22 protein-coding genes are annotated in these 20750 nt (G+C 34.1%); 8 read left to right on the top strand and 14 right to left on the bottom strand.

The genetic code is table 11. The annotated features are described in order from the left end of the window. Positions 1 to 249: 249 nt before the first annotated feature. Positions 250 to 1713, bottom strand: a complete 1464-nt coding sequence (locus FLB_RS06440) for an aminoacyl-histidine dipeptidase (RefSeq protein WP_064715129.1) — start codon at positions 1711 to 1713, stop codon at positions 250 to 252. 115 nt (positions 1714 to 1828) lie between these two features. Here FLB_RS06440 and FLB_RS06445 point away from each other — a divergent pair, with 115 nt between their 5' ends. The 3 genes from FLB_RS06445 to FLB_RS06455 all read left to right on the top strand — a co-directional run bounded on the left by FLB_RS06445 (position 1829) and on the right by FLB_RS06455 (position 4238). Continuing rightward, positions 1829 to 2911 carry a DUF3810 domain-containing protein gene (locus tag FLB_RS06445; RefSeq protein WP_064715130.1) on the top strand — a complete coding sequence of 361 codons (1083 nt, stop codon included), beginning with the start codon at positions 1829 to 1831 and terminating at the stop codon, positions 2909 to 2911. 194 nt (positions 2912 to 3105) lie between these two features. Then, complete coding sequence (locus FLB_RS06450) at positions 3106 to 3606, top strand: RNA polymerase sigma factor (protein ID WP_064715131.1); 501 nt, start codon at positions 3106 to 3108, stop codon at positions 3604 to 3606. Continuing rightward, positions 3606 to 4238 carry a hypothetical protein gene (locus FLB_RS06455; protein ID WP_064715132.1) on the top strand — a complete coding sequence of 211 codons (633 nt, stop codon included), beginning with the start codon at positions 3606 to 3608 and terminating at the stop codon, positions 4236 to 4238. The genes FLB_RS06450 and FLB_RS06455 overlap by 1 nt, the downstream gene beginning before the upstream one ends. 35 nt (positions 4239 to 4273) lie before the next feature. On the opposite strand, the gene FLB_RS06460 is transcribed toward FLB_RS06455, so the two are convergent. Both FLB_RS06460 and FLB_RS06465 read right to left on the bottom strand, forming a co-directional pair. After that, positions 4274 to 5083, bottom strand: coding sequence for a lysophospholipid acyltransferase family protein (locus FLB_RS06460; protein ID WP_064715133.1), 810 nt, complete (start codon positions 5081 to 5083; stop codon positions 4274 to 4276). A 110-nt stretch (positions 5084 to 5193) separates the two neighbouring features. Further along, positions 5194 to 5841 carry an NUDIX hydrolase gene (locus tag FLB_RS06465; RefSeq protein WP_064715134.1) on the bottom strand — a complete coding sequence of 216 codons (648 nt, stop codon included), beginning with the start codon at positions 5839 to 5841 and terminating at the stop codon, positions 5194 to 5196. An 86-nt stretch (positions 5842 to 5927) separates the two neighbouring features. On the opposite strand from FLB_RS06465, the gene FLB_RS06470 reads away from it, so the two are divergent. The 4 genes from FLB_RS06470 to hemN all read left to right on the top strand — a co-directional run bounded on the left by FLB_RS06470 (position 5928) and on the right by hemN (position 9036). After that, positions 5928 to 6368: a DUF4268 domain-containing protein gene (locus tag FLB_RS06470; protein ID WP_064715290.1), complete on the top strand. Its 441-nt coding sequence runs from the start codon at positions 5928 to 5930 to the stop codon at positions 6366 to 6368. Between the two features lie 245 nt (positions 6369 to 6613). Next, entirely contained in the window at positions 6614 to 6955 is a 342-nt protein-coding gene (locus tag FLB_RS06475) for a hypothetical protein (protein WP_064715135.1), read from the top strand. Positions 6956 to 7058: 103 nt separating this feature from the next. Then, positions 7059 to 7532, top strand: coding sequence for a hypothetical protein (locus tag FLB_RS06480; protein WP_157490561.1), 474 nt, complete (start codon positions 7059 to 7061; stop codon positions 7530 to 7532). 139 nt (positions 7533 to 7671) lie between these two features. Then, on the top strand, positions 7672 to 9036 hold the full coding sequence (hemN, locus tag FLB_RS06485; protein ID WP_064715137.1) for an oxygen-independent coproporphyrinogen III oxidase: 1365 nt from the start codon (positions 7672 to 7674) through the stop codon (positions 9034 to 9036). Positions 9037 to 9043: 7 nt separating this feature from the next. Here hemN and FLB_RS06490 read toward each other — a convergent pair whose 3' ends face one another. From FLB_RS06490 to FLB_RS06525, 8 genes are all read right to left on the bottom strand, one after another. Further along, the gene (locus FLB_RS06490; RefSeq protein WP_064715138.1) at positions 9044 to 9745 is read right to left on the bottom strand and encodes a sulfite exporter TauE/SafE family protein; all 702 of its coding nucleotides are present in this window, start codon (positions 9743 to 9745) and stop codon (positions 9044 to 9046) included. A gap of 27 nt (positions 9746 to 9772) precedes the next feature. After that, positions 9773 to 10228 (bottom strand): FixH family protein, encoded by a 456-nt coding sequence (locus FLB_RS06495; protein WP_064715139.1) that lies wholly within the window; start codon positions 10226 to 10228, stop codon positions 9773 to 9775. Between the two features lie 30 nt (positions 10229 to 10258). Further along, positions 10259 to 11677: a cytochrome c oxidase accessory protein CcoG gene (ccoG, locus tag FLB_RS06500; protein WP_064715140.1), complete on the bottom strand. Its 1419-nt coding sequence runs from the start codon at positions 11675 to 11677 to the stop codon at positions 10259 to 10261. Positions 11678 to 11761: 84 nt separating this feature from the next. After that, complete coding sequence (locus tag FLB_RS06505) at positions 11762 to 12706, bottom strand: cbb3-type cytochrome c oxidase N-terminal domain-containing protein (protein WP_064715141.1); 945 nt, start codon at positions 12704 to 12706, stop codon at positions 11762 to 11764. A 17-nt stretch (positions 12707 to 12723) separates the two neighbouring features. Then, positions 12724 to 12903 (bottom strand): CcoQ/FixQ family Cbb3-type cytochrome c oxidase assembly chaperone, encoded by a 180-nt coding sequence (locus FLB_RS06510; protein ID WP_064715142.1) that lies wholly within the window; start codon positions 12901 to 12903, stop codon positions 12724 to 12726. Positions 12904 to 12911: 8 nt separating this feature from the next. Beyond that, positions 12912 to 15095, bottom strand: coding sequence for a cytochrome-c oxidase, cbb3-type subunit I (gene ccoN, locus FLB_RS06515; protein WP_064715143.1), 2184 nt, complete (start codon positions 15093 to 15095; stop codon positions 12912 to 12914). Positions 15096 to 15102: 7 nt separating this feature from the next. Next, positions 15103 to 15285, bottom strand: coding sequence for a cbb3-type cytochrome oxidase assembly protein CcoS (ccoS, locus tag FLB_RS06520; RefSeq protein ID WP_064715144.1), 183 nt, complete (start codon positions 15283 to 15285; stop codon positions 15103 to 15105). A gap of 107 nt (positions 15286 to 15392) precedes the next feature. Next, on the bottom strand, positions 15393 to 17783 hold the full coding sequence (locus FLB_RS06525) for a heavy metal translocating P-type ATPase (RefSeq protein WP_064715145.1): 2391 nt from the start codon (positions 17781 to 17783) through the stop codon (positions 15393 to 15395). 109 nt (positions 17784 to 17892) lie between these two features. On the opposite strand from FLB_RS06525, the gene FLB_RS06530 reads away from it, so the two are divergent. Further along, positions 17893 to 18573 carry a Crp/Fnr family transcriptional regulator gene (locus tag FLB_RS06530; RefSeq protein ID WP_064715146.1) on the top strand — a complete coding sequence of 227 codons (681 nt, stop codon included), beginning with the start codon at positions 17893 to 17895 and terminating at the stop codon, positions 18571 to 18573. Between the two features lie 132 nt (positions 18574 to 18705). Here the strand turns inward: FLB_RS06530 and mazG are convergent, their stop codons facing one another. The 3 genes from mazG to def form a co-directional block, all read right to left on the bottom strand. Next, complete coding sequence (gene mazG / locus FLB_RS06535) at positions 18706 to 19479, bottom strand: nucleoside triphosphate pyrophosphohydrolase (RefSeq protein ID WP_064715147.1); 774 nt, start codon at positions 19477 to 19479, stop codon at positions 18706 to 18708. A gap of 78 nt (positions 19480 to 19557) precedes the next feature. Further along, positions 19558 to 20031, bottom strand: coding sequence for a DUF5606 domain-containing protein (locus tag FLB_RS06540; protein ID WP_064715148.1), 474 nt, complete (start codon positions 20029 to 20031; stop codon positions 19558 to 19560). 73 nt (positions 20032 to 20104) lie between these two features. Beyond that, a complete protein-coding gene (gene def, locus FLB_RS06545) occupies positions 20105 to 20692 on the bottom strand; it encodes a peptide deformylase (protein WP_064715149.1) in 588 nt (195 codons plus the stop codon). Positions 20693 to 20750: the final 58 nt, after the last annotated feature.

Here is a 20750-nt window from a genome sequence, read left to right on the forward strand (position 1 = left end):
TTTTTTAAAAGTTGTAATGGAAGCAAATTAACCTACCTTTACTAGATTCACTAAAGAAAGTAATCATGGCAAAAAGTCTAAATGCTAAAAAAACAGCAAAAAAAGAACCGCTAAAAACAGCGAAAGAAAAGAAAGAAGAAAAACGAGATAAAAAAAATAGTCCCAAAAGGGACTAAACTAGTATTCAGTTATCAGTTATAGTGTTCAGCAATTCACTGAACACTATAAAACTGAATAATTTTTATGTTACTATTTCACAGGAATAGTTGCTAAAATCTCTAGGAAGAATTTCCAGAATTTTTGAGAAGAACTAATACTTGCTCTTTCGTCTGGAGAATGGGCTCCGTGAATCGTTGGTCCAAAAGAAATCATATCCATATCTGGATAATTGGTACCTAAAATTCCACACTCTAATCCTGCGTGACAAGCCACTACATTAGGTTTAGCATTATTTTGTTTTTCATAAATACCAACCAACACATCCAAAATTTCAGATTTTGGATTAGGCGTCCATCCCGGATAAGCTCCAGAAAACTCTACTTCGCAGCCCATCAATTCAAAGGCAGAGCGCAACGCATTCGCCAAATCCATTTTAGAAGACTCTACAGAAGAACGGGTCAAACATTGCACGGTCAACTGTCCTTCGCCTACCATTACTTTTGCAATATTGTTAGACGTTTCTACCAAATTGTCAAAATCAGCACTCATACGATACACTCCGTTGTGAGCCGTATACATCGAACGCACAAAATAAAACTGCGCTATAGAAGGCATTACTTTGGCAGGAACTTCAGTCAATTTTTCAAAAACAATTTCTAAGTTAGGCTCAGTCGTTTTGAACTCCGCTTTAATCTCGTTTACGATTTGTTGCATATCAAAAACAAAAGCTTCATCGTATACCGCGGCAATAATCACTTTGGCAACGCTCTCTCTTGGAATCGCATTACGCAAACTTCCTCCAGCAATTGACGCAATTTGTAATCCGAAGTTATCAAATCCGTCAAACAATAAACGGTTCATTATTTTATTGGCATTCCCCAAACCTTTGTGAATATCCATACCTGAATGGCCACCTTGCAAGCCTTTAACAGTAATACTGTAGCCCACAGAACCTTCTGGAGTATCTTCTTCGTCGTATTCGGCTGTTGCGGTTACATCGATACCACCCGCGCATCCAATGTCGATTTCGTCATCTTCCTCGGTGTCTAAATTCAATAATATTTGACCTTGCAAAATACCGCCTTGTAAGTTCAGCGCCCCTGTCATTCCTGTTTCTTCATCAATCGTAAACAAGGCTTCAATGGCAGGATGTGGAATATCAGTACTTTCTAAAACAGCCATAATTGCCGCTACGCCCAAACCGTTGTCAGCTCCCAATGTCGTTCCTTTAGCACGTACCCAGTCACCATCAACATACATATCGATTCCTTGCGTTTCGAAATCAAAAACGGTATCGTTGTTTTTTTGGTGCACCATATCCAAATGGCCTTGCAAGACGATAGGTTTACGGTTTTCCATTCCTGGAGTAGCCGGTTTGCGAATGATTACATTTCGGATGTCGTCTTCAAAGGTTTCTAACCCCAAACGATTCCCAAAATCTTTCATAAATTGGATTACTTGCTCTTCTTTTTTAGAAGGACGTGGTACAGCATTCAAATCAGCAAATTGATTCCAAAGTGCTTTAGGCTCTAAATTTCTTATTTCTTGACTCATTGTTTTGTCTTATTTTTAAAAATAACAGTGTAGAATAATAATTCTTCAAAGTTACAAAGTTTACCAACTACTTATTTAGGTAATGTAATAGTATTTATATTTACATTAAAAAAAATTGAAAAGAAAATACCTTTTACCGTTATTCCTCGTATTTCAAATAGTACTACTTAAAATCATTCATTTTTTTCCAGAATTTATCGAACGTTGGTACAGCAATGGCCTTTATGTATTCATCTCAAATAGTTTACGAATCTGTTTAGGGAAACTTCCTTTTTCGTTGGGCGATGTTTTGTATGCTTTGCTAATTATTTGGGCGATTCGTTGGTTTTGGTTGCTCAAAAAAAATAAAACCATACAAAGTGTAACACCAAGACAAAAATGGAAAGAAGTCTCACTTTCTATTTTAAGTTTTTTATCTGTAGTTTATTTTCTCTTTCATTTGCTTTGGGGACTCAATTACTACAGAGAACCGCTATATGAAAAAATGAAAATTGAAAGAGAGTATTCGGATGCGGATTTAGCATTTTTTACTCAAAAGCTAATTGCCAAAACCAATGCGATTCAATTGGGACTAATGAAAGACAAAAATCGTAAAGTAGTTGTTCCTTATTCCAAATCGCAATTATTTGAAATGAATACGAATGGCTACCAAAACTTGGCCCGTGAACATTCGATGTTTCGATACAGCCATTTGAGTATTAAGAAATCACTTTTTAGTATTCCGCTGACGTATATGGGATTTGGTGGCTATTTGAATCCGTTTACCAATGAAGCGCAAGTGAATGGTTTGGGCCCTTTGTACAGTTTTCCTATGACTGCGAATCACGAAATGGCGCATCAAATAGGTTTTGCTAGTGAAAGTGAGTGCAATTTTATTGGTTTTTTGGCTTCGATAAAAAATAAAGATGCTTACATTCAATATTCTGGTTACAGTTTGGCTTTGCGCTATTGTTTGCGAAATTGGCAAGCACGTGATGAAAAAAAAGTGGCGCTCTTTTTAAAAACAATTCATCCTGGAGTACTAGCCAACTTTAAGGAAAGTGAAACCTTTTGGCAACAATACGACACTTTTATCGACAAAGGATTTCATATTTTTTACGACAACTTACTAAAAATGAACCAACAAAAAGATGGAATGGAAGGCTATAGTAAATATGTGGATTTGATGGTGAATTATTTTAAGCAGCATTCGTTGTAAGTCCTATTTCTTCTGAAAACAGAACGTGTAAAATAGCCCCGATTGCAGTGAAAATCCTTTGTGGGCTGGGGTTCAGCCGACAAAGATTGTAACGGAAAGCGGGACGAATCGTCTTGGTATTCCCAAAAGTTGTGCTCCTTAAAAAAAATAGTTTTATTTGTAACAAAAATCAGTTTTGAACCACTAATGTCTATATGTCCGATACTTTAGAACAATCCTTTGTCTCGCAATTGCAAGCGAACCAGAATATCATCCACAAGATTTGTAGGTTGTATACTTCTGGTGAGGACGCGCACAAGGATTTGTTTCAAGAAATCACCATTCAGTTATGGAAAGCTTTTCCCAAGTTTAGAGGCGACAGTAAGTTCTCTACTTGGGCCTACCGAGTCGCGCTAAATACAGCCATAACTTTGTATCGCAAAGACAAACGCTCGGTGGCCACAACTGAATTTGAAGGCAGACAACATTATACTCCTGAGGTCGAATATGATTATGAAGAGGAAGAACAATTAAAGTTAATGTACCAAGCGGTGTACCAATTGAACGATATTGAAAAGGCCTTAATTTTTATGTATTTAGAAGACAAAGATTACACCGAAATATCCGAAACATTAGGGATTAGCGAGGTCAATGCAAGAGTGAAAATGAATAGAATTAAAGGAAAATTAAAAAAAATACTAAATCCATTAGCCTAATGAAAGAACTGGATTTGTTAAAAAAAGATTGGCAAAAGAACGAAGCTTCTTTTGAACAGGTGACCGAAAAGGACATTTACCAAATGATTCATAAAAGATCTTCCTCTATAGTGATGTGGATTTTGATATTGAGTGTTTTGGAGTTAACCTTTTGGACGCTATTAAACACTAGTATTGACATTGATGATTATTTCAAAAAAATGAGACATGAGGAATTTACTTTGTATTACAATATTTATGATTATTTCAATTACGTAGTTTGGTTTGTATTTATTTATTTGTTCTATAAAAATTACAAAAACATATCAACGACAGCATCAACCAAAAAATTAATGCTTGACATTATTAAAACTCGAAAAACTGTCAACTATTATATATACTATAATTTAAGTCAAATAGTTTTAGCATTTTTTGTAGCTTTTTACATTGCTTTCAAGTTTAATCCAGAGACGATTGCCTTAACCGAAAAAATAGGCAGTAATATGTCGGCAATGATATTTACTTTCTTAATTCTAATGCTTTTTGTGGGATTAATTTTGGGGGTTATTTGGTTATTTTACCGTATCATTTACGGTAGATTACTCAAACGTTTATTGGACAATTACAAAGAACTAAAGAAAATAGATTTATAAAAAAAGCGGTCAAAATTTTGACCGCTTTTTTTATATTAATATTCCCATTTTCGCATTTTGTCGAGTTCCTTTTGAGTTTCCAATTCTTCGGCAGGAATAACTTTCAAAAAGGAAGGATGCTGCTCGATGGCGTATTCTACTTTTTCTACTATCTCGTCAATAGTTTCGTTTTCATAGTCAATCTCTAAAGGTTCCTTGATGATAAATGATTGCAGAATACCTTTCTTTTTTAATCGTAAGCCTTTTTTATCAAAAGAACGTCTAAAGCCATCAATTACAATCGGAACCACAATAGGCTTGTGTTCTTTGATGATATGCGCGGTTCCTTTACGAACGGGTTTAAATGATTTTGTAGTACCTTGAGGAAATGTAATTACCCAACCATCTGCCAAAGCAATCTTTATATTCTCGGTATCATTAGGATTTACTTCTCTTTTTTCAGTAACATCTTTTCCTTTGGAACGCCAAGTTCTTTCTACAGTTATTGCACCAACATAGGCCATTATTCTTGGGAGTAAGCCTGCACGCATCGTTTCTTTGGCGGCAACATAGTATATATTCATTTTGGGTTGCCACAAATAACACACGTTTTTGATGGTATCATCTCTTCCGCTTAAACTCGCATTAAATACATGAAACATGGCTACAACATCGGCAAAATAAGTTTGATGATTGGAGATAAAAAGTACGTTCGTATCTGGTAAATTTCGAATGATCTCTGAACCTTCTATTTGTAATTCGTTAAAACCACGATACCTTCTATGGGTAACTACACCAAAAATTCGGATTAACCATTTCTTTATAAAAAGGATATGACCAAAAGGATTTCTCTTAAATAATCCCATAAAAATTCTTTTTTGAAATTGGAGTGCAAAGATACGACATATTTTCTTAACGATTAGAAAACACTAAACTTGCAATAAATTTACAATAAATCAAGAAAAAAAATATTTATTTAAGATTTTCTAAGCACTAAATGCAATACCTCTTTCAACTCACTTAGCATCATAGCGGTAGCTCCCCAAACAACATGTTGGTTGATTTTGAATGCCGGTATCGCAATATTTGTAGCATAAGATGTTGTTAGCTTAGTTTCATGTAAAAGCGCATCACTCAAAAAATCAGACAAAGGTAACTCGATAATACTAGCTACCTCTTTCGGATCTAAAGTGAATTGTAAAGATGCTTTGGCAATACCTAAATAGGGATGCACTAAAAAATTACTAGGCGGAATATACAAAGGAGAAAAAGGTCTGATTATTTTTATTTGCTCACGCGAAATTCCAATCTCTTCTTCGGATTCTCTCAAAGCTGTAGTTTCGTATTCTAGATCTTCTTTTTCAAACTTCCCTCCAGGAAATGCAATTTGAGCCGAATGAACGCCTTCATAAGAATTTCTTTCAATCAATACCAAATGCGTTTGCTCTTCTTTCGGATACAACAACATCAAAACTGCTGCTTTACGAGGATTTTTATCTGCATAACCAAAGGATTTTAACGATTCTATTCGTTCTTTTGGCGCCATTTTTATATGGGAGGCAAAAGCAGGAAGCGGAGCCTCAAGTAGTTGAGGGATATATTGCTGAAAATCTTGAAAATTCATAGGTAAAACTTATTTTTGCAAGCATTCCAATAAATATACTATAGTTTTGTTTGGAATACAAACCAAACTTTCTAAATTCAATTCAGATGTACAGTAAAGCAGAAAATCAACGGTTAAAACACGATTTTTGGGTGGCCTTCGCCGAAAAATACCCAAGAAAATGGGTGTTGTATGATACAAAAATTAAAGATTTCTCTTTTAAATTTTTTGCCGATAACAAAAAAGCTCAAGTACTCATTGATATCGAACACCGAAATGATGACTTACGTTCTCAATATTTCGAAAAAATTGAAGCTTTGAAAGGTATTTTGGAAGATGAATTCATCAAAGATTTGGTTTTTGAAAAAAATTTTACTTTAGAAAATGGCAAAACCATTAGCCGCATTTGGGTTGAAAAAAATGGATACAGTATGAGTAATCGCAACCATTGGGAGTACATTTTTGATTTTTTCTTCGAGAAAATGAATGCTTTAGAACTTTTCTATCTCGAATATGATGAATTTATAAAGAATATCGATAAAGAATAATCATTTTAAATTGTTGGATTTAATCGCAATAAAAAACAAACTCCATCATTTAATGTAAAACATCCTACTTGTTTTCAAGATTAAAAAACCTACCATTGACATAGAAGAACAGCAATTAATAAAGCCCTTATCTTCAATTATTTTAGTCATTTTCTAGACGTATTTTGCAGTAAGCAGAATAAACATTAACAATCATTTAAGCCTGTTCTTTACCTAAGCTCACTAGAGAATTGTACTTTTGTACCATGAAATTTTTAGGTAAAATAGTTCTTTTTTCAGTGTTTTTGTTTTGTCTTGCAAAAGGCGAAAACAAAAGCCAAAGTGTTGCTATTACAGCAACACAAGAAGAATCTAATTTACTTCAACAACTTTCCAACACCTCTTTTTTTATTCAGCCTACAACGGTTGATTTTACGGTAGTAAGCCAGCGCTTTTATACGCCAAGTTTTGCTTTATGCTCGGTTGTTTATTTTACGCTAAGCCTTGCCACTACTGAAGAAGTAGCTGCTAAAGCTTTTTCTTCTAAAAGTATAAATAGAGTACCTAACGTATCTTTTTTACTTTTTCCTGTCCATTATTTTTGGTGATTGAATGAACTAATTGCATTCGGATACGCTTTGTATCTTACGTACTGATTTTCAAAAAATGAATCTCAGTGCTTCACTATTCATTCACTTAAAACAAAAAAACATGGATACCGCAGTAACAATCATCGGTTTATTTCTAACCATTTTAATAGCAATCCCTTTGTACTTCGTATTTAGAGGAAATCGCATCAAACAAAAACAAATTAATGCTATACAAGCCCTTCACAATCCCGAAAACAAATTCGATTTTGAAGAAACGGATCAGCAAAACAAAAAGGTTTTTTCGATAGACAAAAAGCATAAAGCCTTTCTTTTTATTGATTTTAACTCCAAAGACACTTTCTATAAATTCTTCGATTTAAACCAAATCGTAGGCTGTCACATGCTTTACACAACAGATAAAGAAACTAATTCAACTGTAAAAATTGAATTTGAATTGCTGTACAAACATCTCAATCAAAAAGAAGTTTTTACCGTTTATGATGCGAAATTTGACCCTATGAATCAAGTCTGCCTTTTTGAAGATGAAAAATTAGCCAAAAACTGGAGACAGAAGATTAGTTCTTTGTTGGATTAAATAACATAATGCATACATAATTAACAACTGAGGAAAGATATATTTTACTCTTTTCTCAGTTTTTTATATTTTTTATGATAAATATCATTTCCTTAAGAAGCAATTACAAATATTTTTGTAGTCTAAATTTAAGTTAATTATGAAAAAAAATCTAATTCAAAAATACAACGTGCCTGGTCCTAGATATACTAGTTACCCAACCGTACCGTATTGGAATGAGTTGCTTTTTTCTAAAGACTTATGGGTAGAAACACTAAAACACTCATTTAAAGAAAGTAATACAACCGAGGGTATTAGTTTATACATTCATTTGCCTTTTTGTGAAAGTCTTTGCACCTTTTGCGGATGCAACAAAAGAATTACAAAAAATCACCAAGTTGAGCACCCCTATATCGAAGCTTTATTAAACGAATGGAGCTTGTATTGTGAACTACTTGAAGAAAAACCAATCATCAAAGAGATTCATTTGGGAGGAGGCACGCCCACTTTCTTTTCTTCGGAACATTTAGAAAAGTTAATCCACGGAATTTTCAGTAAAGCCCATAAAGCTCCTAACTATGAATTTAGTTTTGAAGGACACCCGAACAATACTACAAAATCACAACTTCAATCGCTGTATGACTTAGGTTTTCGCAGAGTGAGTTTTGGTGTTCAAGATTATTCTGAAAGAGTTCAAAACGCAATACACAGAGTTCAGCCTTTTCATAATGTGGCCAAAGTAACATTTTGGGCCAAAGAAATTGGCTACACCTCAATTGGACATGACATTATTTTTGGTCTTCCATTTCAAAAACTCGAAGATGTTGTTGATACGATAGAGAAGACAAAATCGTTGCATCCCGATCGTTTGGCATTTTATAGCTATGCGCATGTGCCATGGATCAAAGGAAATGGCCAAAGAGGTTTTAATGATGCCGACATACCAAAGGACGAAGAAAAACGTCAATTATATGAAGTAGGCAAACAATTATTGAGCAAAAATGGCTACCACGAGATTGGAATGGATCATTTTGCCCTAGAAGAAGACAGTCTTTTTGAATCATTCAAAAACAAAACCCTTCATCGTAATTTTATGGGCTACAGCTCCTCGAAAACGCAACTAATGATTGGTTTGGGCGTATCTTCAATAAGTGATAGTTGGTATAGTTTTGCACAAAATGTAAAAACTATAGAAGAATACTACGAATGGTTACAAAAAGGAGAATTACCTGTATACCGTGGCCATATTTTAACTCCAGAAGACTTAATTATAAGACAGCATATTCTTAATTTAATGTGTCAATTTGAAACCTCTTGGAAAGATCAAAACCTATATTTCGAAGAACTGCCTGAGGTTATTGCGCAACTAGAAGAAATGCAAAAAGACGGCTTAATTACCATTAAGAATCAGAAAATTACAGTTTTGGAAGCAGGAAAACCTTTTGTTCGTAATATTTGCATGGCTTTCGATTTGTTGCTAAAAAGAAAAGCACCTGAAACGGCGCTTTTTTCTATGACTGTATAAACTTTTTTTAATGACAATTGGGATTTTGTTGCACAAATAAGCTTGTTGTATTGGGCGAAATATATGGAATTCCCAATCCTAATCCTCTTAGAATAAACAATACACCAATAACGACAGCAACATAGGGTATGATTTTTTGAATTTTATTACGAACAGCCAACGTCAAGAAAGAGTTGATATATACTACTGTGCTCATCAGAGGAATCGTCCCAATACCAAATAAAATCATATAAAGTACTCCCATTTCAGGACTTTGCATAGCAATAGCACCAAACAAAGCGACATAAACCATACCGCAGGGAAGAAATCCATTAAACAAACCAATTGTAAATAATGACTTGTACGTTTTTTGCTTGAATTGACTTCCTAGTTTTTGCTTCAAACTAGAAATTAATCGATAAATGGGTTTCGAAAAATTGTACTTTGCAAAAATATTTTCTGGGATTAAAACCACTACAATCATTACAATACCGATAACAATAGAAAGCTTTTGCTGAATTCCAGCCATAAAAAAACCTTTGCCTAATAATCCAAAAAGTAGTCCCATACTTCCGTAAGCCGTGAGTCTTCCAAAATGATAGGTCAAAATCTGAGTTACCTTCTTAGCCTGATTCGTGCGATCTACTGGCAAAAGCATTGCGATAGGGCCACACATTCCAACACAGTGAAAACTACTTATCAATCCGAATAAAAAAGCGGTATATAACATTTGGAGATGACTTTAAATGCTTAGTACTTACTTGATGTAAATCGTTTCTTTGGTCAAATAGGCTTTGCCTTCATACTGCCATTCCATATTGATATCCCAACTTCCTCCAACAAGATTCGTTTTTGGGATATGCAAAACTGGTTCTGTCAAGGCTAATTTTACTTGAAAATCCAATTTTTTATTTGACGGACGATACAAAGCTACATTACCAGTAATCTTTTTTGGATCAAAGTTCGCTGGAAAAGTAATCGTAATTTCATTTTCCAATTGCGATACTAGAGGCTTATTAGGCAAATCTTGCGCATTTTGAACTCTTTGCATTTCTTCTTGATAATGAATATCGTGTTTATAATATTCCTCAACCACTAAGTCATTATCGTATTTAGAATCTGATTGTACTTTTACAACAAAGTAAAGGATAAAAGTCATAAACAAAGCAAAAGCAATTACAATGTATGTTCCCCAATTTAACTTTAATTTCATCTTTTATAATTTAATTATTAAAAAACAGTATTAATCGAAACTACGTGGTCCTAAAAAATTAGTAGCTGTAGTTTGAATTAATTCATCTCCTTCGTACACTTCTATTTCAACTTTGGTCTTATCGCTTTCTAGCAAATATTTATTGATTTCGATAAAAAGGGTTCCGCTACTCATACCTTGTCTTGGCACCACTAGATTTTGTTTTCCTACCACATTCAATGTTCCTTTAATGTCTTTTAACTTAAAGTGAACATCTTTAATCTCATTATTGGACTTATTGATGATTTTGAAGGTGTACACATTACTGATGTTATTCCCTTTGTGTTGAAACAATTGTCCAGGCAAACGCAAAATAGACGTTTCTATTTCTGCACGTAAAAATAACAATCCAGAGAGAATTCCAATTAAAATAAACAGCACAGCACTATAGCCTTTCATTCGAGTAGTAAACTTGAACTTTTCGTTTTTCTCAATTTCATCTTCTGAAGCGTAACGAATTAATCCTTTTGGCAAACCAACACTTTCCATAATCGTATCACACTCGTCAATACAAGCCGTACAATTGATACACTCTAATTGAGTTCCATTTCTAATATCAATTCCTGTAGGACACACATGAACACATTGCTTACAATCAATACAATCTCCTTTTCCCGTTGTCGCTCTGTTTTCTTGTTTATTAAATTTTGCGCGTCCATTTTCTTTTTCTCCACGCACAAAATCGTAGGCAACATTTATTGATTTATTATCTAACAAAACACCTTGTAAGCGACCATACGGACAAGCAATAATACAAACTTGTTCTCTAAACCAAGCGAAGACAAAATAAAAAACTCCTGTAAAAATTAATAGTGAAATTAATGTGCTCCAATGTCCTTTAGGCCCATCTTCAATCATTTTGAATAAAACATCGCTCCCAATTAAATAAGCTAAAAATACATTAGCAATAAAGAAAGAAATCAAAAGAAAGATAAACCATTTTGCAGCTTTCTTGCTTATTTTATCAGCATTCCATTCTTGCTTATCCAATCGGATTTGAGCGCCGCGATCACCTTCAATCCAATATTCAATTCTTCTAAAGACCATTTCTAAGAAGATGGTTTGAGGACAAATCCATCCACAAAAAATACGCCCAAAAATCACAGTAAATAGTATCACAAATACTACTCCCACTATCATGAACAAAACAAAAAGATAGAAATCTTGCGGCCAAAATGGAAAGCTAAAAATATTAAAACGACGTTCTAAAACATTGAACATCATAAACTGATTGCCATTAATTTTTATGAATGGATTGGCAACAAGAATGATCAACAAAAAATAACTCAACCATTTGCGATAGTTGTAAAATTTCCCAGAAGGTTTTTTGGGAAAAATGTACTTTCTATTGCCTTCTTCATCGATAGTGGCAATACTATCACGAAAAGATTCATCAGGTAAAACTGCCATGGCTTTTGTTTTTATAAGACTTTTTAAAACGACTGTGTCAAAGTAAAACACTTTGACACAGACTATACAACTACTGAAATTACATTATTTAACTTGAGTACTATCTTTAGCTACTGCTACTGGAGCTGCTGCGCCATCTGCTTTTGGAGCGGCATCATCTACCCAAATTTCTCCTTCTGGAGCCTTAGGGTCTTTAGGATTGCTCCCTTTTAAAGATAAAATATAACTTGCAACTTTTTGCATTTCTTTTGGTTTCAAAGTTCCTTTCCAAGAAATCATTCCTTTTCCGTCACGACCACCATTCATAATGGTATGAAAAACATTTTTGATTCCACCACCCAAAATCCAACGATCATCGGTTAAGTTTGGACCAATTTGACCACCAGCATCTGCACGGTGACAAGCAGCGCAATTGGTTGTGAATATTTCTTTTCCAATGGCTAATTCGGCTGGGTCAGTCAACAAAGTAACCGTTTTCTCATCCATCAAATCCGGAGCTGTTTTCATATATTCAGCCACTTCAATTTTGGCTTGAGCGATTTCATTTTTCAATTCTGTTTCCTGATCTGGAGCACCTAATATTTCATAACGAATTAAATATACAGCGGCAAAAACGATACAAGTATAGAATAAATACACCCACCATGGTGGTAAACTATTATCTAACTCACGAATTCCATCATAATCGTGATCCAAAAGCAGCTCTCCTTCTTTTTCAATTGGAGCTGACTTAGTTAATTTTTTCATTAAATTTTTATACCAATCACTTTCTCCTAAACTTACAGAAGAAGCTTCTTCTAGTTTGGCTTTTTGCTCATCAGTTAATAAGCTATAAGTAATAGCATCAATAGCGCTTACCGTTATCTCGATGGCAATCAATAAGAAAAGAAAGACAAACAAGAATACAGAAACCATTGGGAATTTAATAAATGCAGGACGATCCCCTGAGTCGATAAAATACTCCATCGCACCAAAAACGGCGAAGAAAATAAGGGGAACCCTAACGTATACTGGAATTAATTTTTTCATTTTTTTACACTTTAAAATTATACAGAAGGATTGTCTTCTAATGGAATATTACTCATTTCTTGAATGGTTTCTTTTTGATACGAAAACACCCAAAAAGCTAATCCTACAAAGAAGAAAAAGAAAATCAACAATGAAAGTATTGGATAGATTTCAATCCCTGCAATCGTCTCCATATTGTGTTTAATTTGTTCAAACATCGTCTTTCTTATTTATTATCTTTTACCTTAATATCAGTACCTAAACGTTGCATATAAGCAATTAAAGCCACAATCTCTCTTTCGTTCATAGGAACAAATTTTTCTCCTCTTGCTTCTGCTTTCTTTTTACTTTCTTCGTAACTTTTCACGAAGTCAGGATCATTTTTCAAGCTCTCTTCAATTTTGATAGCTTGTGCTCTCAGGTCTTTTTGTCCGTTGGCAATTTGTGCCTCTGTATACGGAACACCAAGAGTAACCATTGCTTTCATTTTCTTTTCAGTCATAGAAACATCCATCGGCTTGTTATCAAACAACCATTTGTAACTTGGCATAATAGAACCTGCTGAAATACTTTGTGGACTCCAGAAATGGTTAAAGTGCCAGTTATCATTGTATTTTTGACCTACACGTTGCAAATCTGGACCAGTTCGTTTTGACCCCCAAAGGAACGGATGATCGTATACAAACTCCCCTGCTTTGGCCTGAGGACCGTAACGTTCTACCTCACTTCTGAATGGTCTAACGGATTGAGAGTGACAGCTAACACAACCTTCACGGATGTACAAATCACGTCCTTCTAATTCAAGAGGAGAATAAGGTTTTACACTTGAAATAGTTGGAATATTTGATTTAACCATAATGGTAGGAACAATTTGAATAATACCTCCAATTAATATAGCTATTGTAGCTAAAATTGCCATTTGTATTGGCCTTCTTTCTAACCAAGTATGGTATTTTTCCCCTTTAAAACGTTTATTGCTTACTTCTTGTAATGCAGGGGCTTCTGCCAATTCATCTTCAATAGCATTGCTGTTACGAACGGTTTGTACAATGTTATACACTAATACCAACATTCCTGTTAAATACAATGTACCACCAACAGCTCTCATCCAATACATTGGCATGATTTGAGTTACTGTTTCTAAGAAATTTCCATAAGTTAATGTTCCATCAGGATTAAACTGTTTCCACATGGATGCTTGTAAGAAACCTGCAACATACATTGGCAAAGCATAAAGAATAATCCCTAAAGTACCAATCCAAAAGTGGAAATTCGCCAATTTAGTAGAGTACAACGTTCCTTTTGACATTCTTGGGATTAACCAATAAATAATACCAAAAGCCATAAATCCGTTCCAAGCCAAGGCTCCTACGTGTACGTGTGCAATAATCCAATCCGTATAGTGTGCAATAGCGTTAACATTTTTCAGTGACAACATTGGCCCTTCAAAAGTTGCCATACCATAACCCGTCATTGCTACAACGAAGAATTTCAAAACAGGCTCAACTCTAACTTTGTCCCAAACTCCTCTCAAAGTTAACAATCCATTAATCATACCTCCCCAAGATGGAGCAATCAACATTACTGAGAAAACTACTCCTAAATTTTGTGCCCAAGTAGGCAATGCAGAATACAATAAGTGGTGTGGTCCAGCCCAAATGTATAAGAAAATCAGAGACCAAAAGTGAATAATTGACAAACGATAAGAATAAACAGGACGATTGGCTACTTTAGGCACAAAATAGTACATTAATCCTAAGAACGGTGTCGTTAAGAAAAACGCTACTGCATTGTGACCATACCACCATTGTACTAAAGCATCTTGAACACCAGCATAAACTGAGTAACTTTTCATTGCCGAAATTGGCAATTCTAAACTATTGAAAATATGTAAAACAGCAACCGTAATAAAAGTAGCTAGATAGAACCAAATTGCTACATACAAGTGACGCTCTCTTCTTTTGAGCATTGTTCCAATCATATTGATACCAAAAACAACCCAAATCAAAGCAATTGCAATATCTATTGGCCATTCCAACTCAGCATATTCCTTAGATGAAGTATAACCTAATGGCAATGAGACTGCTGCGGCAACAATAATTAACTGCCAGCCCCAAAAATTAAGATTACTCAAGAAATCACTAAACATTCTTGCTTTTAATAATCGCTGTAAGGAATAATATACCCCAGCAAACATTGCGTTTCCTACAAAGGCAAAAATAACAGCATTCGTGTGTAAAGGTCTCAATCTACCAAAACTTAACCAGGAAATCCCCTCAGTTACGTTTGGAAACAGAAACATCAATGCCAAAATAAGGCCCACAAGCATTCCCACAACACCAAAAACGATGGTTGCGTAAATGAACTTCTTTACAATTTTGTTGTCGTAATAAAATTGTTGCATTTCCATAATTAAATTAGTTTTCTTTTGTTATTGTTGATTTTTGATTTTTTTTGGCTAACTCATCATCAAAGAGCATTCGCACAGAAGGTGTATAATCGTCATCGTATTGTCCGGTTCTTACTGCAATAACAAAAGCAACAAAAAAGCCTATTGCGACAAAAATACTGATGGAAATTAAAAGATAAATGACACTCATATTATTAAGAATTATATAGACAAAAATACATTTAAGAAAAATTTCAAAATATGACTTTTATCATATTTAATCTTGTTTTGTTAAAATTATGCAAAAAATTACTATTACTAATACAATCTATTTGTTTTTTTTCGAGAATAATAGTTACTCATGATCGTTACAAAACTTACTATCGTAATGGTACTCAACGGCATAATGATTGCCGCAACCAGCGGTAAAAGGTTTCCTGTAATAGCAAAAGCAAGACCAACTACATTATACAATAAAGATAATGCAAAGCTCATTTTTATTGTTTTTATAGCGTCTTTGGAAAGGTTCAAAAAGTAGTTTAATTTGAAAAACTCCGATGCATCAAGAATAGCGTCACAGGCTGGTGAAAACACATTTACATTCTCAGAAATTGAAATTCCAACATTACTTTTTGCCAAAGCTCCAGCATCATTCAGACCATCACCTACCATCATCACGTTTTTGCCTTGTTCTTGCAATTGTTTGATAAAAGCTAATTTTTGATCAGGTTTTTGATTAAAAACCAACTCCACACCATTGGGAAGCAATTTTTCTAAAGTAGGTCTTTCGCCTTCATTATCTCCCGATAAAATTTTTATTTCAAACTTTTTATTCAATACTTGAAATAAATCTTCTAAACCTGTTCGATATTCATTATTAAAAACATACTGACCATAATACACCTCATCAATTTTGATATGAACTGCGGTTTGTTGCATCCCTTCCTCTTGTACTTTCCCTACAAAAGAAGCAGAACCAATTTGAATTTGTTTATCTAAAATCTTAGCTTGAATTCCTTTTCCTGGTATTTCATCAAAAAGGATAACTTTTTCTCTTTTGGTTTCAGGTAAAAAGTCATAGAGCATCCTACTCAAGGGATGATTTGAAGCCCTCAAAACACTCTTTATCAATGCTATTTCTTCAATACCCAACTCAATACCTTGATAGCTAATATTCGATTTTTTATTGGTCGTTATAGTCCCCGTTTTATCAAAAACTAAAGTATCTACTTTGGCCAATTGCTCTATCACCAAAGCATTTTTGAGATAAAACTTTTGTTTTCCCATAATTCGCAACACATTCCCCATAGTAAATGGAGCGGTCAAAGCCAAGGCACAAGGACATGCTACAATCAAAACAGCCGTAAAAACATTAAAAGCCGTATTTGCATCAAAAAATATCCAATATCCAAAACCAGCAAAAGCAATCAATAAAAGAATCGGGGTAAAATAACGCGAAATCGTATCGGTAATGGTTTTGTGTTTTTGCTCTACTTTTTTCTGAAAAACGTCGTTGCTCCACAGTTGTGTCAAATAACTTTGAGAAACAGAATGCAATACTTCCATTTCGATTACTTTTCCGATTTGCTTTCCTCCTGCAAAGATTTTATCGCCTGATTTTTTTACAATAGGAATCGCTTCGCCTGTAACAAAACTATAATCAATCTCTGCATTTTCACTAATTAAAATGCCGTCAACAGGAATAAGTTCTTGATTTCGAATCAATAATCGATCGCCTTTTTGAATATCAAAAACAGGAATACTTTCTTCGGTAGCATCAGAATTAATTCGGGTAATAGCGATAGGGAAATAGGATTTAAAGTCTCTTTCAAAACTCAAGAAACTATAGGTTTTTATCTGAAACATTTTTCCCAAAAGCATGAAAAAAATCAGCCCACATAAACTGTCAAAAAATCCAGAACCGTAATCCATGATAATATCAAAGGTACTTCTGATAAACATGACCACTATCCCAAGCGCGATTGGAATATCGATGTTCAACATTTTGGAACGAATGCTTTTATAAGCCGACACATAATAACCACTTGCCGAATAGAAAAAACTAGGTAAAGAAAGGGCAAAAATCAACCAACGAAAAAAACCGCGATATTGATCCAACCAATATTCTTCTACTTCAAAATATTCAGGAAAAGAGAGCAACATAATATTTCCAAAACAAAAGAAGGCTACCCCTAACTTATAAGTCAAACTCCTATCTATTTTTTCTTTTCCAGACTCATAATTCTCCAGACTTATATAGGGCTCATACCCAATAGAACTCAATAAATAAACAATATCTTTTACCGAAACCAAGGTTGGATTGTAATTAATTCTAACCTTTTTTTCTGGAAAATTGACCTGAGAAGTATTGATTCCTGACTGCAATCGTTGTAGATTTTCTAAAATCCAAATACAAGAACTGCAATGAATATGTGGAATATTTAAAGTAATGATTTCGGTGTTTTCTTCTTGAAAATCTAGAAGCTTGGCAACAATGGTTGGATTATCTAAAAAATCGTATTTCCCTGCAATATCAAGCGGCGTGGCTCCAGGCGATTGTTCAAAATCATAATAGCAAGAAAGGTCATTCGTACTAAATATTTCATAAACCGTTTTACAACCGTTACAGCAAAAAACTTTAGCATCGAAATGAATAACTTCAGCCTTTTCAATGTCTAAGCCGCAGTGAAAACAATTTTCTTTTCCCATATAGTATTGTCCCAATTAAAGTGCTGCAAAGATTGCAAATTGATTAACCTAAAAATATGACTTTTGTCATAAATTTACTTATTTTTGCCAAAAATTATTCCATCCGCAAATGAGCAAATGTGAACAATGTATTGTACGTGAATTTAGTTCTTTAAAAGCACTAAACAAAGAAGAATTATTAAAGATTGCTAATTGCAAAACTTCTTACACCATAAAAAAAGGGGAACCTGTTTTTGAAGAAGGCGAAACCATAAACGGTGTATATTGCATTAAGGAAGGTTTTTGTAAACTATCCAAACTAAGTACAAACGGAAAAGATCAAATTGTGAAATTGGTAAAGGCTGGAGAGCTTTTAGGTCAGCGTTCTATGGTTAGCGATGAGCCTGCCAATCTTTCAGCAGTTGCTCTTGAAGACATGGAAGTTTGTTTCATCCCAAAATCCGAAATCTTGAATTTCTTCAATGAAAACAATCAATTCTCATTAGGAATGATGAAAAGTATTTGTGGTGACTTGAAAGAATCTGATTTACATGTAGTTTCAATGGCACAAAAGACAGTCAAAAATAGATTAGCAGAAACCTTGCTTTATCTACAAGAGACTTTTGGAAAAAATGCTGACAATACTTTGAAAATACAACTTTCTAGAGAAGAATTAGCCGGTATGATTGGTACAGCCACCGAAAGTTGTATTCGTATTTTATCAGAATTCAACAAAAGCGGTCTAGTGGAATTAGTAGGTAAAAAAATCGCGATTAAAGATTTGAATAAATTAAAAAAAGTAGCCGAATAAGATTTTTTTGTTTTCGTTACTTATTCAAAAGACTTTTACAGTTTCAGAAATAGTTTTATAAAAAAAACTTGAAATCTTTTGTATCCAATCCTAAAACAAGCTAAGACTCGAAACAATCGGTCATTGATTTCTTTAAAGTTTTTTGGCCTCGTTCCAAAAAACATCCATTTCTGCCAAAGTCATATCCATCAGTGGTTTTCCTAACTCACCTGCTTTGCTTTCTAAGTATTGAAAACGCTTGATAAACTTTTTATTGGTTCGTTCCAAAGCATCTTCGGGATTGATGTTTAAAAAACGGGCGTAGTTAATCATTGAAAATAAAACATCCCCAAACTCCGATTCCATATTATCTTGATTGCCTGCCGCTACTTCTTCTTGAAGTTCTTGTAATTCCTCTTGTACTTTGTCCCAAACTTGATGGGGTTCTTCCCAATCAAAACCCACTCCTTTTACTTTATCCTGAATTCGACTAGCTTTAACCAAAGCGGGTAAACTTCTTGGAACACCTTCCAAAACCGATTTTTTTCCTTCCTTCAACTTGAGTTTTTCCCAATTTTGCTTTACCTCATCTTCATTTTCCACAACAGTATCGCTATAAATGTGAGGGTGACGATGAATGAGTTTTTCGCAAATTTCATTACATACATCGGCAATATCAAAATCCTTTGTTTCGCTTCCGATTTTGGCGTAAAAAACCAAGTGCAGCAGCAAATCACCAAGTTCTTTCTTAACTTCATTCAAATCATTATCCAAAATTGCATCACCTAACTCATAAGTTTCTTCTATAGTTAAATGGCGTAAAGATTGCATGGTTTGTTTTTTGTCCCACGGGCATTTTTCTCGCAATTCGTCCATTATGGTCAATAATCGATCGAAGGCTTCTAATTGTTTGGCTCTAGCATTCATGGCAATGGTTTTTGGTAAAAATAAAAAAATCCTGTCAAGAAAACGACTCAACAGGATTTTATATTGATGTACTAGCTACTACTCTTTTTTAGCTTTTGCTTTTTTTGGTTTTGCTTCGGCAACAACTTCTTCAGTCACTGATTCTTCTTTTCCAATGGCTGGTGGCGCATCATCTGTAACCAATCCTCTTTCTTGTAACATATTGTACCAGTTCAAGATTTTTTTAATATCAGATGCGTATACTCTTTCTTCATCATATTCAGGAAGCACTTCTCTAAAATAGGCATTCAAAGTAGCATTGTCTTCTTTATGAGAAATAGCTTTTCCGTTGTTTTCTTTTTTAGCAATATTAGACATTACTTCTGCTAATGGCTTTTCAGCATCGTAGGTATAAACAGAAATTTCAGTTAACAAACTCACATTGCTTTTTAGACTTACCGTTACTTTTTTTCCATCCAACAAAGATTCGGCAACAAAACCTGTTCTAGTTTGAACTTTTAATGCATATAAACCTGGTTTTCCTGAAATCGCTAAAATTTTTTCTAAATTCATTTTTTTATTTTTTATAGTTCTTTGTTAATAGTTTTGAATCAAATAGCAAATACACACAAAACTACTCCTTAATTTATCTTCCTTTTTTGGCAAAAAATTTCATTCGATAGTCTTGAAACGTTTTCCCTTCTGTAATGTTTTTGAGTTTCTTTTGGATTAATCGTTTTTTTAGAGAAGAAATTTTATCGGTAAACAGTATGCCTTCAATATGATCGTACTCATGTTGAATTACTCTGGCAATTAAACCGTCAAAAACTTCAGTTTTCATTACAAAATCTTCTTCGCAGTATTGTATCGTAACAATCGGTTTTCTATAAACATCTTCACGAACATCCGGAATGCTCAAACAACCTTCGTTAAAAGCCCATTCTTCGCCTTCTTCTTTGATAATTTTAGCATTAATGAATGTTTTTTTGAAGCCTTTTAATTGTTTTTGAGCCGTACTTTCTAAGTCATCGTCGTCGCTAAATGGGGTGGTATCGACTACAAACAAACGCAATGGCAAACCCACTTGCTCTGCAGCCAAACCTACTCCTGAAGCATTATACATGGTTTCATACATGTTTGCAATTACTTCTTTCAAGTTGGGATAATCGGGAGTTACTTCTTCTCCAACTTTTCGTAAAACTGGATCACCGTACCCTATAATTGGTAAAATCATTGTTGTTGTAATTTAGTTTATGCCACAAAAGGTTTTTTTCCTTTTTATTGGTTGGCAA

The sequence above is a fragment of the Flavobacterium succinicans genome, assembly GCF_001662485.1.
Lineage (GTDB): Bacteria > Bacteroidota > Bacteroidia > Flavobacteriales > Flavobacteriaceae > Flavobacterium > Flavobacterium succinicans_A.